This is a genomic window from Mycobacterium sp. TH-M11, assembly GCF_057473725.1.
This window is the reverse complement of the sequence record NZ_JBYCLD010000130.1, coordinates 1-15,370: the sequence shown is the minus strand read 5'-3', so window position 1 is coordinate 15,370 and position 15,370 is coordinate 1. Positions and strand designations below refer to the sequence as shown.

General features: G+C 66.2%; 13 protein-coding genes. 5 read left to right on the top strand and 8 right to left on the bottom strand.

What is annotated here, in order from left to right; translation table 11 throughout:
• Positions 1 to 73 precede the first annotated feature (73 nt).
• Positions 74 to 1,639, bottom strand: coding sequence for a glutamine-hydrolyzing GMP synthase (guaA, locus tag AC2VOG_RS05790; protein ID WP_486938963.1), 1,566 nt, complete (start codon positions 1,637 to 1,639; stop codon positions 74 to 76).
• Here guaA and AC2VOG_RS05785 point away from each other — a divergent pair.
• The 3 genes from AC2VOG_RS05785 to AC2VOG_RS05775 all read left to right on the top strand — a co-directional run bounded on the left by AC2VOG_RS05785 (position 1,621) and on the right by AC2VOG_RS05775 (position 5,225).
• Positions 1,621 to 2,037 carry a TetR/AcrR family transcriptional regulator gene (locus tag AC2VOG_RS05785; RefSeq protein ID WP_486938962.1) on the top strand — a complete coding sequence of 139 codons (417 nt, stop codon included), beginning with the start codon at positions 1,621 to 1,623 and terminating at the stop codon, positions 2,035 to 2,037. The two genes, guaA and AC2VOG_RS05785, sit on opposite strands and share 19 nt — an antisense overlap.
• A 68-nt stretch (positions 2,038 to 2,105) precedes the next feature.
• On the top strand, positions 2,106 to 2,840 hold the full coding sequence (locus AC2VOG_RS05780) for a beta-phosphoglucomutase family hydrolase (RefSeq protein WP_486938961.1): 735 nt from the start codon (positions 2,106 to 2,108) through the stop codon (positions 2,838 to 2,840).
• 9 nt (positions 2,841 to 2,849) lie between these two features.
• On the top strand, positions 2,850 to 5,225 hold the full coding sequence (locus tag AC2VOG_RS05775; RefSeq protein ID WP_486938960.1) for a glycoside hydrolase family 65 protein: 2,376 nt from the start codon (positions 2,850 to 2,852) through the stop codon (positions 5,223 to 5,225).
• Here the strand turns inward: AC2VOG_RS05775 and AC2VOG_RS05770 are convergent.
• The 3 genes from AC2VOG_RS05770 to guaB form a co-directional block, all read right to left on the bottom strand.
• Positions 5,209 to 6,990: an FAD-dependent oxidoreductase gene (locus AC2VOG_RS05770; RefSeq protein WP_486938959.1), complete on the bottom strand. Its 1,782-nt coding sequence runs from the start codon at positions 6,988 to 6,990 to the stop codon at positions 5,209 to 5,211. The two genes, AC2VOG_RS05775 and AC2VOG_RS05770, sit on opposite strands and share 17 nt — an antisense overlap.
• A gap of 76 nt (positions 6,991 to 7,066) precedes the next feature.
• On the bottom strand, positions 7,067 to 8,194 hold the full coding sequence (locus AC2VOG_RS05765) for a GuaB3 family IMP dehydrogenase-related protein (RefSeq protein ID WP_486938965.1): 1,128 nt from the start codon (positions 8,192 to 8,194) through the stop codon (positions 7,067 to 7,069).
• A 29-nt stretch (positions 8,195 to 8,223) separates the two neighbouring features.
• Positions 8,224 to 9,813, bottom strand: a complete 1,590-nt coding sequence (gene guaB / locus AC2VOG_RS05760) for an IMP dehydrogenase (RefSeq protein WP_486938958.1) — start codon at positions 9,811 to 9,813, stop codon at positions 8,224 to 8,226.
• A 209-nt stretch (positions 9,814 to 10,022) separates the two neighbouring features.
• On the opposite strand from guaB, the gene AC2VOG_RS05755 reads away from it, so the two are divergent.
• Positions 10,023 to 10,436, top strand: a complete 414-nt coding sequence (locus AC2VOG_RS05755; RefSeq protein WP_486938957.1) for a DUF5319 domain-containing protein — start codon at positions 10,023 to 10,025, stop codon at positions 10,434 to 10,436.
• Positions 10,437 to 10,485: 49 nt separating this feature from the next.
• Here the strand turns inward: AC2VOG_RS05755 and AC2VOG_RS05750 are convergent, their stop codons facing one another.
• Complete coding sequence (locus AC2VOG_RS05750) at positions 10,486 to 11,292, bottom strand: hypothetical protein (RefSeq protein WP_486938964.1); 807 nt, start codon at positions 11,290 to 11,292, stop codon at positions 10,486 to 10,488.
• 320 nt (positions 11,293 to 11,612) lie between these two features.
• Between AC2VOG_RS05750 and AC2VOG_RS05745 the strand changes: the two genes are divergently transcribed.
• A complete protein-coding gene (locus AC2VOG_RS05745) occupies positions 11,613 to 11,921 on the top strand; it encodes a WhiB family transcriptional regulator (protein ID WP_486938956.1) in 309 nt (102 codons plus the stop codon).
• 7 nt (positions 11,922 to 11,928) lie between these two features.
• Here the strand turns inward: AC2VOG_RS05745 and AC2VOG_RS05740 are convergent, their stop codons facing one another.
• Genes AC2VOG_RS05740 through AC2VOG_RS05730 form a run of 3 tightly spaced genes read right to left on the bottom strand, consistent with a single transcriptional unit; the run spans position 11,929 to position 15,071 of the window.
• On the bottom strand, positions 11,929 to 13,149 hold the full coding sequence (locus AC2VOG_RS05740) for a CaiB/BaiF CoA transferase family protein (protein ID WP_486938955.1): 1,221 nt from the start codon (positions 13,147 to 13,149) through the stop codon (positions 11,929 to 11,931).
• Positions 13,150 to 13,184: 35 nt separating this feature from the next.
• On the bottom strand, positions 13,185 to 14,189 hold the full coding sequence (locus AC2VOG_RS05735; protein ID WP_486938954.1) for a dihydrodipicolinate synthase family protein: 1,005 nt from the start codon (positions 14,187 to 14,189) through the stop codon (positions 13,185 to 13,187).
• Positions 14,190 to 14,204: 15 nt separating this feature from the next.
• Positions 14,205 to 15,071: a hypothetical protein gene (locus AC2VOG_RS05730; protein WP_486938953.1), complete on the bottom strand. Its 867-nt coding sequence runs from the start codon at positions 15,069 to 15,071 to the stop codon at positions 14,205 to 14,207.
• Positions 15,072 to 15,370 lie beyond the last annotated feature (299 nt).

Genomic DNA, 15,370 nt, shown 5'->3' with positions numbered 1-15,370 from the left:
ATTCGCCGAGCGCAGCCGAGGCCCACCCACCCCACTTCCGTTCACGCCGCTTCGCGGCGCGCACACCGTCGGGCTATTCCCACTCGATGGTGCCGGGCGGCTTGCTGGTGACGTCCAGCACCACCCGGTTGACCTCGGGGACCTCGTTGGTGATCCGGGTCGAGATTTGTTCCAGCACGTCGTAGGGCACCCGAGTCCAATCGGCGGTCATGGCATCTTCGCTGGACACCGGCCGCAGCACGATCGGATGCCCGTAGGTTCGGCCATCGCCCTGCACTCCCACCGAACGGACGTCGGCCAGCAGCACCACCGGGCACTGCCAGATCTGGGAATCCAAGCCGGCCGCAGTCAACTCCTCGCGCGCGATCGAGTCGGCCCGGCGCAGCGTCTCCAGTCGCGCCGCGGTGACCTCGCCGACGATCCGGATCGCCAGGCCCGGGCCCGGAAAAGGCTGCCGCGCAACGATTTCCTCGGGCAGGCCCAACTCGCGGCCGACCGCGCGCACTTCGTCTTTGAACAGCAGCCGCAGCGGCTCGACGAGGGTGAACTTCAGGTCGTCGGGTAGGCCGCCGACATTGTGGTGGCTCTTGATGTTGGCCGCACCGGTACCACCGCCAGACTCCACCACGTCGGGATACAGCGTCCCCTGCACCAGGAATTCAATCTCGTCGTCGTTGTCCCCCAATGCATCCCGAACAGCGCCCTCGAACGCGCGGATGAACTGCCGCCCGATGATCTTGCGCTTGCCTTCGGGGTTGGTCACCCCCGACAGCGCATCGAGGAAGGTTGCCTCGGCGTCCACGGTGACCAGGTTGGCCCCGGTCGCCGCGACGAAATCGCGTTGGACTTGTGCGCGCTCCCCCGCCCGCAGCAAACCATGGTCGACGAACACACACGTCAGTCGATCCCCGATGGCCCGCTGTACCAGCGCCGCGGCCACGGCCGAGTCGACGCCGCCGGACAGCCCGCAGATCGCGTGGCCGTCGCCGACCTGGTTGCGCACCTGCTCGATCAACGCCTCGGCGATACCGGCCGGCGTCCAGTCCGCAGCGATACCGGCGAACTCGTGCAGGAACCGCGTCAGCACTTGCTGTCCGTGCGGACTGTGCAACACCTCGGGGTGATACTGCACCCCGGCCAGTCGTCGCGCCCGGTTCTCGAACCCCGCCACCGGAGAGCCCGCGCTGGTCGCGATCACCTCGAAACCGTCCGGCGCGGACGTGACCGCGTCGCCGTGGCTCATCCACACCGGCTGGGTGCCGGGAAGTTCCGAATGTAGTTCGCCACCAAGGACTTTCAATTCAGTGCGACCATACTCGCTGGTGCCGGTTCGCGCGACAGTGCCACCGAGCGCCTGGGCCATCGCCTGGAATCCGTAGCAGATGCCGAACACCGGCACGCCCAGGTCGAACAACGCCGGGTCAAGCTGCGGCGCGCCGTCGGCATACACGCTGGCCGGACCGCCGGACAGCACCACCGCCAGCGGATCGCGGGCCTTGATCTCGTCGACCCCGGCGGTGTGCGGAATCACCTCGGAGAAGACCCGCGCCTCGCGCACCCGGCGGGCGATCAACTGGGCGTATTGCGCGCCGTAATCGACGACCAGCACGGGACGGGGCGATGCAGGCTCCACCGGCACAGTCTAGAGGCGCACCCGTCGACGCTCCGCCCCCGCCTGACGTAGGTGTGAGCAACTATCGCGCCGCCCAGCACCGATCGTTACCGGGCCGCGGTACGGTCACGCCCATGACCTCCGCTGCTGTCGGCACTCGCGATCGCCTGCTCCAAGCAGCCATGGAGTTGTTCACCCGTCAGGGGTATGCCTGCACATCCATCGCCGACATCCAACAAGCGTGCGGGCTGTCCCGTGGCTCCGGCGCCCTGTACAAGCACTTTCCCTCGAAGAGGCCGCTACTACAGGAAGCGACGCGGCGGCAGGCGGAGCAGATGGAGCAGTATGCGCGACGACCACAAACGCCGGGAAAAGGCCGGTCAACCGGAACGTCTGGCGAACCGGCAGCGAGCATGGTGAGGTAGTACTGCTCACGGCAGAAACCATCCCCGACCGACTCATCCCCGACCTGATCCCAGAAGGGAGGCCCGCCTTGCTGGGTCTACCGGAAGCAGTACACGCCTGCTTGTTCGATCTCGACGGTGTACTCACTGACACCGCAAGCGTGCACACCAAAGCTTGGAAGGTCATGTTCGATTCCTTCCTCAAGCAGCACGCCGAGGACAACGGCCAAAAGTTCGTGCCGTTCGACGCGGACCAGGACTACCTGAAGTACGTCGACGGCAAAAAGCGCGAAGACGGCGTGCGTTCCTTTCTGGCCAGCCGCGACATCGAACTGCCCGAAGGCGATCCCGACGACACCGGCGACAAGGACACCATCTACGGCCTGGGCACCCGCAAAAACGACGCATTTCAAAAGACTTTGCACGCCGACGGCGTCAAGGTCTTCGAAGGCTCTCGCCGCTACCTGGAGAAGGTGGCCGCCGCCGGCCTGGCCACCGCCGTGGTGTCGGCCAGCGCCAACGCTCGCGAGGTGCTCAAGATCGCCGGGCTCGAGAAGTACATCCAGCAACGCGTCGACGGCGTGACCCTGAGCGAGGAGCACCTCGCCGGCAAGCCCGCGCCCGACTCGTACCTACGCGCCGCGCAGCTACTGAACGTAGAGCCTTCTGCCGCAGCGGTATTCGAGGACGCGCTGTCCGGCGTGCAGGCCGGTCGTGCCGGTAAGTTCGGCTGCGTCGTCGGCGTCGACCGCGTTGGCCAAGCTGACGAATTGCGCCGTCACGGAGCCGATCTCGTGGTAACTGACCTCGGCGATCTGATTTAGGAGGTCTTGATGATCCCCGATGGCACGCTGCCCGTCGAACCCTGGCAGATCCGCGAACCCGAGCTGAACCTCGACGTCCTGGCCCAATCCGAATCGCTGTTCGCCTTATCCAACGGGCATATCGGTATTCGCGGCAACCTCGACGAAGGCGAACCGCACGGTTTGCCCGGCACCTACCTCAACTCGTTCTACGAAGTGCGGCCGCTGCCCTATGCCGAGGCGGGCTACGGTTACCCAGAAGCCGGCCAGACCGTCGTCGACGTCACCAACGGCAAGATCTTGCGCCTGCTGGTCGACGACGAACCGTTCGACGTCCGCTACGGAAAGCTGATCAGCCACGAGCGGATACTCGACCTGCGGGCAGGCACGCTGACCCGCGACGCCCATTGGCAGTCCCCGGCCGGCAAGCAGGTCAGGGTGACCTCCACCCGGCTGGTGTCGCTGACTCAGCGCAGCGTTGTCGCTATCGAGTACATGGTCGAGGCGGTGGATCAATTCGTCCGTGTCACAGTGCAATCCGAGTTGGTCGCCAACGAGGACCAGCCCGTGACGTCCGGTGACCCGAGGGTATCGGCGATCCTGGACAAGCCGCTGGAGGCTGTTCAGCACGAGGACACCGATTGCGGCGCGCTGTTGATGCACCGGACCCGTGCTAGCGCGCTGATGATGGCCGCGGCCATGGACCACGAGGTGGAGGTCGAAGGTCGCCACGAGATCAGCAACGACGCGAGCGGTGACCTCGCCCGTACCACCGTGATCTGCGGACTGCGCCCGGGCCAGACCTTGCGCATCGTGAAGTACCTGGCGTATGGCTGGTCGGCCCGGCGTTCCCGGCCCGCGCTGCGCGACCAGGTCGCCGCCGCGTTGCACAGCGCGCGGTACAGCGGCTGGCGGGGCCTGCTGGATGCCCAACGCAAAGTCCTCGACGACTACTGGGACGGCGCCGATGTCGAGGTCGAGGGAGACCCGATCTGTCAGCAGGCCGTCCGGTTCGGCCTATTCCACCTGCTGCAGGCCAGTGCGCGGGCCGAGGGCCGCGGCATCGCCAGCAAGGGTTTGACCGGCACCGGGTACGACGGCCACGTGTTCTGGGACACCGAAGGGTTCGTCCTTCCGGTCCTGACCTACACCTTGCCTCATGCTGCGGCCGACGCATTACGTTGGCGCGCTTCAACATTGGATCTCGCCAGAGAGCGCGCCGCGCAACTGGACCTCAAAGGCGCCGCCTACCCCTGGCGCACGATTCGCGGTCAGGAATGTTCGGCCTACTGGCCGGCCGGAACCGCCGCGTGGCACATCAACGCCGACATCGCGATGGCTTTCGAGCGCTATCGTGTTGCCACCGGCGACGACTCGCTGGAGAAAGACTGCGGACTCGAGGTGCTCATCGAGACCGCGCGGCTGTGGCATTCACTCGGACACCACGACCGCCACGGGGTATGGCACCTCGACGGGGTGACCGGCCCAGACGAGTACACCGCGATCGTGCGGGACAACGTGTTCACCAACATGATGGCGGCACACAACCTGCAGGTCGCGGCCGATGCGTGCGCCCGGCATTCCGAACGCGCCCACGATCTGGGTGTGAGCACCGAAGAGACCGCCGCGTGGCGCGACGCCGCCGAGGCTGCGCACATTCCGTTCGACGAAGAACTCGGCGTGCACCCGCAGTCCGAGGGCTTCACCACCTATGCCGAATGGGATTTCGACAACAGAAACAAATACCCGCTGCTGCTGCACGAGCCCTACGCATTGCTGTACTCGGCCCAGGTGGTCAAGCAAACCGACCTGGTGCTCGCCATGTATTGGCAGAGCCACAAATTCAGCGACGAGCAGAAGGCCCGCAATGTCGACTACTACGAGCGACGGACCGTGCGTGACTCTTCGCTGTCCGCCTGCACCCAGGCGGTGATGTGCGCCAACGTCGGTCACGTGGAGTTGGCGCATGACTACACCTACGAGGCGGCCCTGGTCGACCTTCGCGATCTGCACCACAACACCAAAGACGGCCTGCACATGGCCTCGCTTGCCGGCGCGTGGACCGCTCTGGTCGCCGGTTTCGGCGGCCTGCGTGACGACGAGGGCGTACTGTCCCTCAACCCGTACCTACCCGACGGCATCTCGCGACTGCGGTTTCGGTTGCGCTGGCACGACTTTCGGGTGACTGTCGACGTCATCCACGACAAGGTGACCTACACGCTGCGGGACGGACCCCACACTGGACTGACCATCCGGCACGCCGGCGAGGACGTCGAACTCAGCACCACCGAACCGACGACGATCACGTTGATCAAGCGTGAGCCGCTGCTCCCTACACCGCAGCAACCACCGGGGCGCGCCCCGATGCGCCGCAACGCCTATCGATCGGTCAACCCGCCGAACTGATCGACCCGGGGGTCTGCTGCTGAGCCCCGGCGCTGACGGCATCAGCGCCGGGGGAAGCCAGCCAGCGCAGCGCGCCCGGCGCCGACTCCGGCACCACCGGGTGGGCCGGCGCAATGGGGTCCAGCCTACGGTAGGCCTCACCCTGCTTGGGACGAATGTCGTTCTCCCCCTTGTTCGGCCACAGCGAGGCGGCGCGCTCGGCTTGCGCCGTGATCGACAGCGACGGGTTCACACCGAGGTTGGCCGAGATTGCGGCGCCGTCCACCACGAACAGCGTCGGATAGCCGTAGGCCCGGTGATAGGGATCGATGACGCCGGCCTCCCGGCTGTCGCCGATCGCTGCGCCGCCCAGGAAGTGTGCGGTCAGTGGGATATTGAACAACTCGCCCCAGGTTCCGCCCGCGACGCCGTCGATTTTTTCGGCAATGCGGCGGGTCGCCTCGTTACCAACCGGGATCCACGTCGGGTTCGGCACACCGTGGCCCTGCTTGCTGACGTAGCGGCGACGACCCAACTTCGTGCGTTTGGTGTAGGTGGTGATCGAGTTGTCCAGGTTCTGCATCACCAGCGAGATCATCGTTCGCTCGCTCCACTGTCTAGGGTTGAGCAGTCGCAGCGTGCCGCGTGGATCGTGGCCGACGTTGTCCAGCAACTGTTTCCAGCGGGGCACGTCGCTGCCGCCGGGACCGGGACCGTCAGTCATCAGCGTCTGCAAGAGACCCATCGCGTTGGAGCCCTTGCCATACCGGCAGGGCTCGATGTGGGTGTCCGAGGACGGGTGAATCGACGAGGTGATCGCCACTCCGTGGGTCAGGTCCAGATCGGGGCTGACCTTCAATCGGCCTGCGCCAACGATGGATTCGGAGTTCGTCCGGGTCAGCTCACCCAGCTTGTCTGACAGCTTGGCCAGTTTTCCGGCGTCGCGCATCTTGAACAGCAGGTGCTGGGTGCCCCAGGTACCGGCGGCCAACACCAGATGCTGTGCGGTGAAGGTGCGCTTGTTCCGGCGAAGTGTCCGGCCAGTGCGCGCGGTGCGGACCTCCCACACCCCGTCGGCGCGCTGCTCGAAACCGGTGACTGTGGTCATCGGAATCACTTCTGCGCCATTGGATTCCGCGAGACCGAGATAGTTTTTCACCAGGGTGTTCTTGGCGCCGAAGCGACAGCCCGTCATGCAGCTGCCGCATTCCAGGCAGCCGGTGCGCTCGGGGCCGGCGCCACCGAAATACGGGTCGGGCACCGTCTGGCCGGGCGCCTTGGTGCCGTCGGGCCCGAAGAACACTCCGACCGGGGTCTGAACGAAGGTGTCGCCGCAGCCCATGTCCTCGGCGACCTCTTTGAGAATGCGGTCGGCGTCGGTGAACGTCGGGTTAGTGACCACCCCGAGCATCCGCTTGGCCTGCTCGTAATGCGGCATCAACTCCGAGCGCCAGTCGGTGATATGTGACCACTGCTTGTCCTTGAAGAACGGATCGGAGGGAACGTACAGCGTGTTCGCGTAGTTCAGCGATCCGCCGCCGACTCCCGCACCGGCCAGGATCATCACATTGCGCAGCAGATGGATGCGCTGGATGCCGTACATGCCGAATTTGGGCGCCCACAGGAATTTGCGGAGGTTCCAGGAAGTCTTGGCGAAATCTGCGTCCGAGAAGCGGCGACCGGCCTCGAGCACACCGACCCGGTAGCCCTTCTCGGTGAGCCGCAGCGCGGTGACACTGCCGCCAAAACCCGAACCGATGATCAAGACGTCGTAGTCAGGCTCCATCGGCCCAGCCTAGCGGAGCCGGCAGACGCGTAATCGCATACCAGCGACCCCGGTTTCGGTTTGCTCGCGGGAGGTGTCAACTGCCGACGGTCAGGCCGACCTTCTGGAATTCCTTGAGATCGCAATAACCCGATTTGGCCATCGAACGGCGCAATCCGCCGACCAGATTCAGCGAGCCGAACGGGTCGTCGGACGGGCCGTTGAGAACCTGCGCCATCGGCAGCCGCTCCCCAACAGCAGTTTGCAGCAGGGCGCCGCGCGGCAGCGACGGGTGGGCCGCCGCAGACGGCCAGAACCAGCCCCCGCCCTGCGCTTCGGCGGCCTCGGCGAGCGGAGTGCCCAGCACGACCGCATCCGCACCGCAGGCGATGGCCTTGGCCAGTTCACCAGAAGTGTGGATGTCCCCATCGGCGAGCACGTGCACGTAGCGACCGCCGGTTTCGTCGAGGTACTCGCGCCGGGCGGCGGCGGCGTCGGCGATCGCGGTCGCCATCGGCACGCTGATGCCGAGGACCTCGTCGCTGGTGGTCACTCCGCTGGTCGAGCCGTAGCCGACGATCACGCCCGCCGCGCCGGTGCGCATCAAGTGCAGCGCGCTGCGGTGATCGATCACGCCGCCGGCCACCACCGGAACGTCGAGCTCGGAGATGAACGTCTTGAGGTTCAGCGGCTCGCCGTGGCTGTCGACCCGCTCGGCGGAGACGATGGTGCCCTGGATGACGAGCAAGTCGATGCCGGCCGACAGCAAGGCCGGGGTCAGCGCCTGGGCGTTTTGCGGGCTGACCCGGACCGCGGTGGTGACGCCGGCCTCGCGGATGCGGGCCACCGCGGCGCCGAGCAGATCGGGATCCAGCGGAGCGGCGTGGAACTGCTGGAGCAGCCGGATGGCCGCCGACGGCTCGGGCTCCTTGGATGCGGCCTCCACCACCTGGGCGACCTTGGCTTCGACGTCGGCGTGCCGGCCGATCAACCCCTCACCGTTGAGCACTCCGAGTCCGCCGAGCCGGCCGAGTTCGATGGCGAACTCCGGCGACACCAGCGCATCGGTGGGGTGCGCGACGATCGGGATCTCGAAGCGGTAGGCGTCGAGCTGCCAGGCCGTCGTGACGTCCTGCGACGAGCGGGTTCGTCGCGACGGTACGATGTTGATTTCGTCGAGTTCGTAAGTGCGACGGGCGGTTCGGCCCATGCCGATCTCAACCATGTCACGCATGAGCGGTCCTTAAGATCAATTCACCGAGCGTAGTAATTAGGCGCTTCGGCGGTCATCGTGATGTCGTGCGGATGGCTTTCTTTCAAACCCGCCGCGGTGATGCGGACGAACTGCGCCCGCTGAAGTTTCTCGATCGTCTCGGCACCGGTGTAACCCATCGCGGCCCGCAGGCCGCCGGTCAGCTGGTGGATCACCGACGACAACGGACCGCGGAACGGCACCCGGCCTTCGATGCCCTCGGGCACCAGCTTGTCCTCCGACAGCGCGTCGTCTTGGAAGTAGCGGTCCTTGGAATACGACTTCGCCTCACCCCTACCCTGCATGGCGCCCAGCGAGCCCATGCCGCGATAGCTCTTGTACTGCTTGCCGTTGACGAAGATCAGCTCGCCCGGCGCCTCGCCGGTGCCGGCCAGCAGCGAGCCGAGCATCGCGGTGGATGCGCCCGCCGCCAGCGCCTTGGCGATGTCGCCGGAGTACTGGAGGCCACCGTCGGCGATCACCGGCACCCCATGCGGACGACACGCCGCTACGGCTTCCAAGATCGCGGTGATCTGCGGTGCCCCGACCCCGGCGACCACCCGGGTGGTGCAGATCGACCCGGGACCGACGCCGACCTTGACCGCGTCGGCGCCGGCTTCGACGAGCGCGGCAGCGCCCGATCGGGTCGCGACGTTTCCGCCGATGATCTCGACGCGATCGCCGACTTCACCCTTGAGCTGGCGGACCATGTCGAGCACCAACCGGTTGTGGGCGTGCGCGGTGTCGACCACCAGGACGTCGGCGCCCGCGTCGGCCAACGTCATCGCCCGCACCCAGGCGTCGTCGCCGACACCGACGGCGGCGGCGACCAGCAAACGGCCGTCGCTGTCCTTGGTCGCGTACGGGTGCTGCTCGGTCTTGACGAAGTCTTTGACGGTGATCAGTCCCGTCAGCCGGCCATGGCCGTCGACGATCGGCAGCTTCTCGATCTTGTGCCGACGCAACAGGCCCAGCGCGGCGTCCGCGCTGACGCCCTCCTGGGCGGTGATCAACGGCGCCTTGGTCATCACCTCGGCGACGTGCCTGGACTGGTCGACCTCGAAGCGCATGTCGCGGTTGGTGATGATGCCGACCAGCTGGCCGACGTCGTCGATGACCGGCAGGCCCGAGATCCGGAACCGGGCGCACATCGCGTCCACCTCGGCAAGCGTGTGGTCCGGTTTGCAGGTGACCGGATCGGTGACCATGCCGGCTTCGGAGCGCTTCACGGTTTCGACCTGGCCGGCCTGCTCGGAAATCGGCAGGTTACGGTGCAGCACGCCGAGGCCGCCGGCGCGGGCCATCGCGATCGCCATCCGCGACTCGGTCACGGTGTCCATCGCCGAGCTGACCAGCGGTACGTTGAGCCGGATGTTCCTGGTGAGCTGACTGGAGGTGTCCGCGGTCGCCGGCACGACATCGGAGGCCGCCGGAAGCAACAGGACGTCGTCGAAGGTCAGCCCCAGCATCGCGATCTTCTGCGGATCGTCACCGCCGGTCGGCACCGGATCGTCCGGAAAGCCGCCGACCCCGGGATACGAGGAAACGATCAGGTCGCCACCGCCTTCGAGACGGGACAAGCCAGATGACATAGCCGGGGCCCTCCCATTACGAACGCGAACTGATTGGGCCATCCTATCGGCTTGCGACCCGCCTGCGATGCACGCCGCAGCGCAGCGTCGAGGAGTAGGCCGAACCGTCCGGCGATGCGCGCCGGGGAAGCCCGGCCAGACCTCGACATGGCGGTTGGGCTGCAGGGTAGCGCTGGCGTGATGCCCGGCGGGCTGCGTACTGTAGACCCGTGCGCGACTACCTTCCGCCCGGTCTGCCGCCAGACCCGTTTGCCGACGACCCGTGCGATCCGTCGGCCGCACTGGACGATGTCGAGCCCGGCCAGCCGCTGGACCCGCAGGAGCGGTTGGCGGTCGAGGCCGATCTGGCTGATCTCGCGGTGTATGAAGCCCTCTTGGCGCACAAAGGGATTCGCGGCCTGGTGGTGTGCTGCGACGAGTGTCAGCAGGATCACTACCACGACTGGGACATGCTGCGAGCCAACCTGCTTCAGTTACTGGTCGACGGCACCGTGCGCCCACACGAGCCGGCCTACGACCCCGAGCCTGACTCCTACGTGACCTGGGATTACTGCCGTGGGTACGCTGACGCCTCGCTCAACGAAGCGACCACCGACACCGAAGGATTTCACGGCCGCCGCTAGCCCCAATGACCTTGTTCAGCCACCGAAGAGGTTGGGCGCAAAAGGTTTGTCAGGGTCGCCGCCAGGTTCCGCCCCCGCGCTCGACATAGCGCGCACAGTCGTCGCGGATGTCACGCAACTCGGCGATCCTGCCGTCGGCGTCGGCGAGGTCGACCAACAGGCAGGCCAGCGCCCAGCGCAACGGGATCAGCCCCAATTCGCCGGTGAGCTCCAGCGCGCCCTCGGCGACGGCGCGTGCCCGGTCCGGGGAGCCGGCGCTACACAGGGCGGCGGCCAACACCACCTGGCTTTTGGCCCGATGCCGGGCGGCGCCGTCTATGGTCGCCGCCAACTCGACAGCGACCCCTGCATGGCGGACAGCGACATCGCCCTCGCCGCCGGCCATTGCCAACTCGGCAGCCACCCACGCCTGCCGGACCGTCAACCGGTGCGGCGCCCCCGCCACAAACCGTTCCGCGCGCGCCAGCAGCGTCGCCGAGGCGGCCAGCCGTCCGACCCCCAGTGCGTCGGCAGCCAGCCCGGTCAGTGCATCGCCGGCGGACTCGGGATCATCACCGGCCAGCACCAAGGCGCGGCCGTCCCAGCCACGGGCCAGGTCATGCCAGCCCAACTGGCGCAAAAACGAGGCCCGTGTGCTGAGCGCGCGCGAGGTCAGCCGGCCCGAGGGGGCGGCCCGAAGCACCGCCGCGAGATCGGCGTATGCGCTGGCGTAGCGGCCCTGGCCCCCGGCGGCGACGGCACGTAACCAATGCTGATCGGGCGTGGTCGCAACGGGCAGCGGCCAGCGGGCGGGCTGATCGCCGAACGCGGCAGCGATTAGATCCGACTCGGTGCAGGAGTCGTCAGAGATCTGTATCACGGCGCCCTACCCGTTAAGAATTCATAGTTTCTGAGTTACACCGGTATTAAATCCATGGATGCTCCTTTGGGGCGCGCCGACCGGACTATTCGGCCACGAACTGCGACATTTCTACATAGCGCCCGGTCAGCACGCAAACAACGACTCGACAAACCGGTCGCGTCGATGAACGCAAGGTAAATTCCCAAGCTGCACCTGCGCATTCGGCAGAGTACAGCGTGTTGACGAGAATTCCCTAGCGCCTCTACGTTTGTCGGGACGAGTAGTCACTGGCGACCCGCTCGACGGAAAACATGGGCGCGTAGAGAGGGACTTCAATGCCGCAACCGGAGCAACTGCCAGGCCCCAATGCAGACATCTGGGACTGGCAATTACAAGGCCTTTGCCGCGGCGTGGATTCGTCGGTCTTCTTCCACCCGGACGGCGAGCGTGGCCGGGCGCGAGTGCAGCGGGAACGTCGCGCCAAGGAGATGTGCCGCAGCTGCCCGGTGATGACGCAGTGCCGCGCCCACGCCCTGGATGTGGGCGAGCCGTACGGGATCTGGGGCGGGCTGTCTGAAACTGAACGGGAACTGCTGCTCAAGCGTGAGATCGGCAGGACGCGCAGCATCCGCCGTAGCGCTTAACCCGCGTTCAGAGGATCGACCCGGCCTGCTTGTACTGCTCGATCTTGTCCCAGTCGACGCCGGCGTCCAGCAGGATCTCTTCGGTGTGCTGGCCGTGCTCGGGCGCGCCCGTCGGCTGCACGTGATGGCCGTCGAACTGGACCGGGTTGGTCGGCAGGATGTAGGACTTGCCGTTCATCGCTGTCACTTCGGGGATGTATCCGTTGGCGATGACAGCCGGATCCTCGTGCAGCTCGCTGGCTTTCTGCAGCACGGCCCAGGCGCCCGACAGCGGCTTGAGGATTTCACGCCACTGGTCGACGGTCTTCGAGGCGAATTCGGCGTCCATGATGTCGATGAGCTCGCCGCGGTGCAGGAAGCGGTTGTGCCCGTCGGCGAATCGCTCATCGGTGATCAGATCCGTGCGGCCGATGACGGTCATGAACTCCGGGTAGAACTTGTCGCCCTGCAACATCATCAGGGTGATGAAGCGGCCATCCTTGGTCTGGTAGTTGCCGACCAGCGGATTGGGCATGTCGCGGTGGGCGAAGGTCGGGATTGGGTCACCTCCATAGAGGTTCGCTGCCGTCACCTGCGGGGTCATCGCCCACGCCGCGAGGCCGAGCAGCGAAACATCGACGATCGAGGTCTCGCCGGTCGCCTTGCGCTTGTAGAGCGCCGCCGCAATGCCGCCGGCGATGGTCAACCCGCCCATCAGGTCACCGAACGCCGGGGTCTGCATCACCGGCTCCGGCAGGTCACGGGTCAGCGCGTCGGCGATTCCACCGCGCGACCAGAACGAGACGCCGTCATAGCCGGGCCGGTCGGCGTCAACACCCTGTGGCCCGTACCCAGAGCCGCGGACGTAGACAATGTCGGGATTGACGGCGCGAATCTGGTCGACCTCGATACCGAAATGCTTGCGACGGCCGGGCAGGTAGCTGGTGAGAAACACATCGCTGGCTTTCGCCAACTCGTGGACGACCTCCTGGCCGCCCGGGGTGGTCAGGTCGATTCCGATCGACTTTTTGCCGCGGTTGGGCATTTCGATCATGTAGTTGACCGCGGTCGGGCCACCGGGAATGAGGCCCATGGTGACCAGTCCGCGCTGCGGGTCACCGCCTTCGCGCGGTTCGACCTTGATCACGTCGGCGCCCCACTCGGCCAGCACCGCGCCCGCGGCGGGGACGAAAGTCCAGGCCGCGACTTCCAGTACGCGGATGCCGCTCAACGGTCTGGCGTCAATCATGACGATTCCTCCTGTTTCGCAAAGGTTTTCAGTTATCAGCCGATGAGCCCGAAGCGACGGTATGCCGCGCGGATGTCGGCGCGCGCCTGCTCGGGCAACGGGGCCTGCGGCGGCCGGGACTCCGGATGTGACCCGATCGGCAGGCCGAGCACCGATGCGGCGTATTTGAAAGCGCCGCCCCAGTGCGTGAAATAGTCCGGCCGGCCGGGATACCGGGTGAACCAGCCCCGCATGTTGAGCTCGAACTGGTCGAGACCGGACTCTTTGGCGAAATCCATTGCCTCGACCAGCTTGTCGTTCCAGACCATGTCCCAGTATTGGGAGAAGGCCCGCCTTTCGGCCGTCTCGAACAGGTACCCGGTGGTGCCGAGTTGCGCCGGTCCGACGATGCCGGATCGCAGCCAACCGGCCCGGTACACCGTCGTATCGCATTCCCAGATAACCAGATCCGGCGCGAGCTCATGCAGCATCCGGCTTTGATGCGGGCGGAAAGATCCCTCTTTGGTGGCGCATACCGCAGGTATCTCCTCGGCGATTCGGGCGCCTTCTTGAGCGGAGAGCACATACCCCGAACTGGGCGAGTTGAACATTCCGAGCGCGATGTCGGTGCGCTCGGCGATGTATCTGAAGTAGCTCAAAACACCTTCGCCGCCGTGCAATTCCATCATCGGCGTCTGGATGTAGACGATGTCGGCACCGGCTTCCTGGGCGTGCCGGGTCAGCTCGAGACAGTCTTTGGCCGACAACGCCGCAGTGCACGACTGCACGATCACGTCCGGGTCGATGCCACGGGCCTCGTCAATCGCCACCTCCAGCAGAGCCTTTCGCTCGTCGATGGTCAGCGACCAGAATTCCGCCACGCCGCTGGTCACCCACAACATCGGGTGCCCGAGGGTGCCGACGCAGTGCCGGACCAACGCGCGATAGGCGTCCCAGTCGATGTCGTCGCCGTCGCGTCCACTGAACGGGGTGTACAGCGAGTCGCCGATGCCGCGCAACGAATGACGCGCCCACTGACGAGCGTCCTTGGCGTTGGCCATGATTGACTCCCTGGGTTAACCGACGATCTCGAAGATCGCCGCTGCCGACGTCACCGCTCTGTCGGCGTTGCCTTCGTCGTGCAGCAGCATGCGCACCCCGACCTTGCCGGACCCGCCGGCGTGCGCGGTGCCGTCCACCCGGAACGGGCCCACCTTGCCGCGCGACATGAACATCACATGCCAGCTCACCACCTGCAGCTTGCGGGTTCCGACGGCCTCAGCCGCCAAGTCGACCGCCGCCGTCTCGAGCACCACGTGTTGCGGCCCGATGTGTAGTGCGGCATCCGGCGACGCGAGTTCCTCGCTGAGGGCCGGTAGCTGCCAATGATCGTCCGCCCGCTTGGACGCGCCGAATGCCTGCCACAGCGGCGGCAGCGCCGGGGTGTCCTCGATCACCAGCTCGGTGCCCGAAACATCCATCTTGCCAAGACCTTCCGGCGGGATTCCGATGATTGCGCCTTGGCCTTCGTTGAACGCGATCACCCGGTCCGGATTGTCGGCGTCGACGATCGTGCACCGTCCGTAGCCCATCGTCCGGCCCTGGTGGACGTTGCCGGAGCCGACGATCTCGACCCGCTTCACATCGTATCCGGGGTCGACGATCTGCACCGACGCGATCACCGGGTTGGGGACGGCGACCATGTCGGTCTGGCAGCCCTCGGGCGAGGCGATCGCCAACGGCGCAACCATGATCCCGCCGGCCTCGTTGCGCATGTCCCGGCGGATGACGACCGTGTCGTCGGTGTCGCCGAGATTCATCGACGAGTGGTTGCGCCCGATGTAGCGGTAGCTCAGCAACCCCGTCCAGCGCCGGTACAACTCGTCCTGGTAGGCACCGGCGTCGCCGAGGAAGTCCCTGATATCTCGCAGCTGTCCGGACAATCGCGTCGTTCCTCCTGAGCGGATTCTTGAGCAGACGCCCAGCTAGGACTTTACGGCTGCCCCCGTCAATGTAAAGCCCTATCGGCGTATACCGCGGTTCGAACAGCACCGGCAACGCCGTCGGCGACCGGAACACCTGCCCGCGAATGCGCGGGTCATCGGCGTCGGGCTCTGAGATACTCAACTTCCGACCGGCACGCTAGCTGGCCGAAACTGCGCGTGATCTCGCACGCTTCTTCTGACGGCAGCGAAGCGAGGCCCCGACTGGCCCGACACGCAAGAAGTATCCAAGGGGCGTA

Coding starts and splice junctions, on each gene's coding strand:
- AC2VOG_RS05785 (WP_486938962.1), top strand. CDS start 1,621: ATGCAGGCTCCACCGGCACAGTCTAGAGGCGCACCCGTCGACGCTCCG.
- AC2VOG_RS05775 (WP_486938960.1), top strand. CDS start 2,850: ATGATCCCCGATGGCACGCTGCCCGTCGAACCCTGGCAGATCCGCGAA.
- AC2VOG_RS05770 (WP_486938959.1), bottom strand. CDS start 6,990: ATGGAGCCTGACTACGACGTCTTGATCATCGGTTCGGGTTTTGGCGGC.
- AC2VOG_RS05765 (WP_486938965.1), bottom strand. CDS start 8,194: ATGGTTGAGATCGGCATGGGCCGAACCGCCCGTCGCACTTACGAACTC.
- guaB (WP_486938958.1), bottom strand. CDS start 9,813: ATGTCATCTGGCTTGTCCCGTCTCGAAGGCGGTGGCGACCTGATCGTT.
- AC2VOG_RS05745 (WP_486938956.1), top strand. CDS start 11,613: ATGCCGCAACCGGAGCAACTGCCAGGCCCCAATGCAGACATCTGGGAC.
- AC2VOG_RS05740 (WP_486938955.1), bottom strand. CDS start 13,149: ATGATTGACGCCAGACCGTTGAGCGGCATCCGCGTACTGGAAGTCGCG.
- AC2VOG_RS05735 (WP_486938954.1), bottom strand. CDS start 14,189: ATGGCCAACGCCAAGGACGCTCGTCAGTGGGCGCGTCATTCGTTGCGC.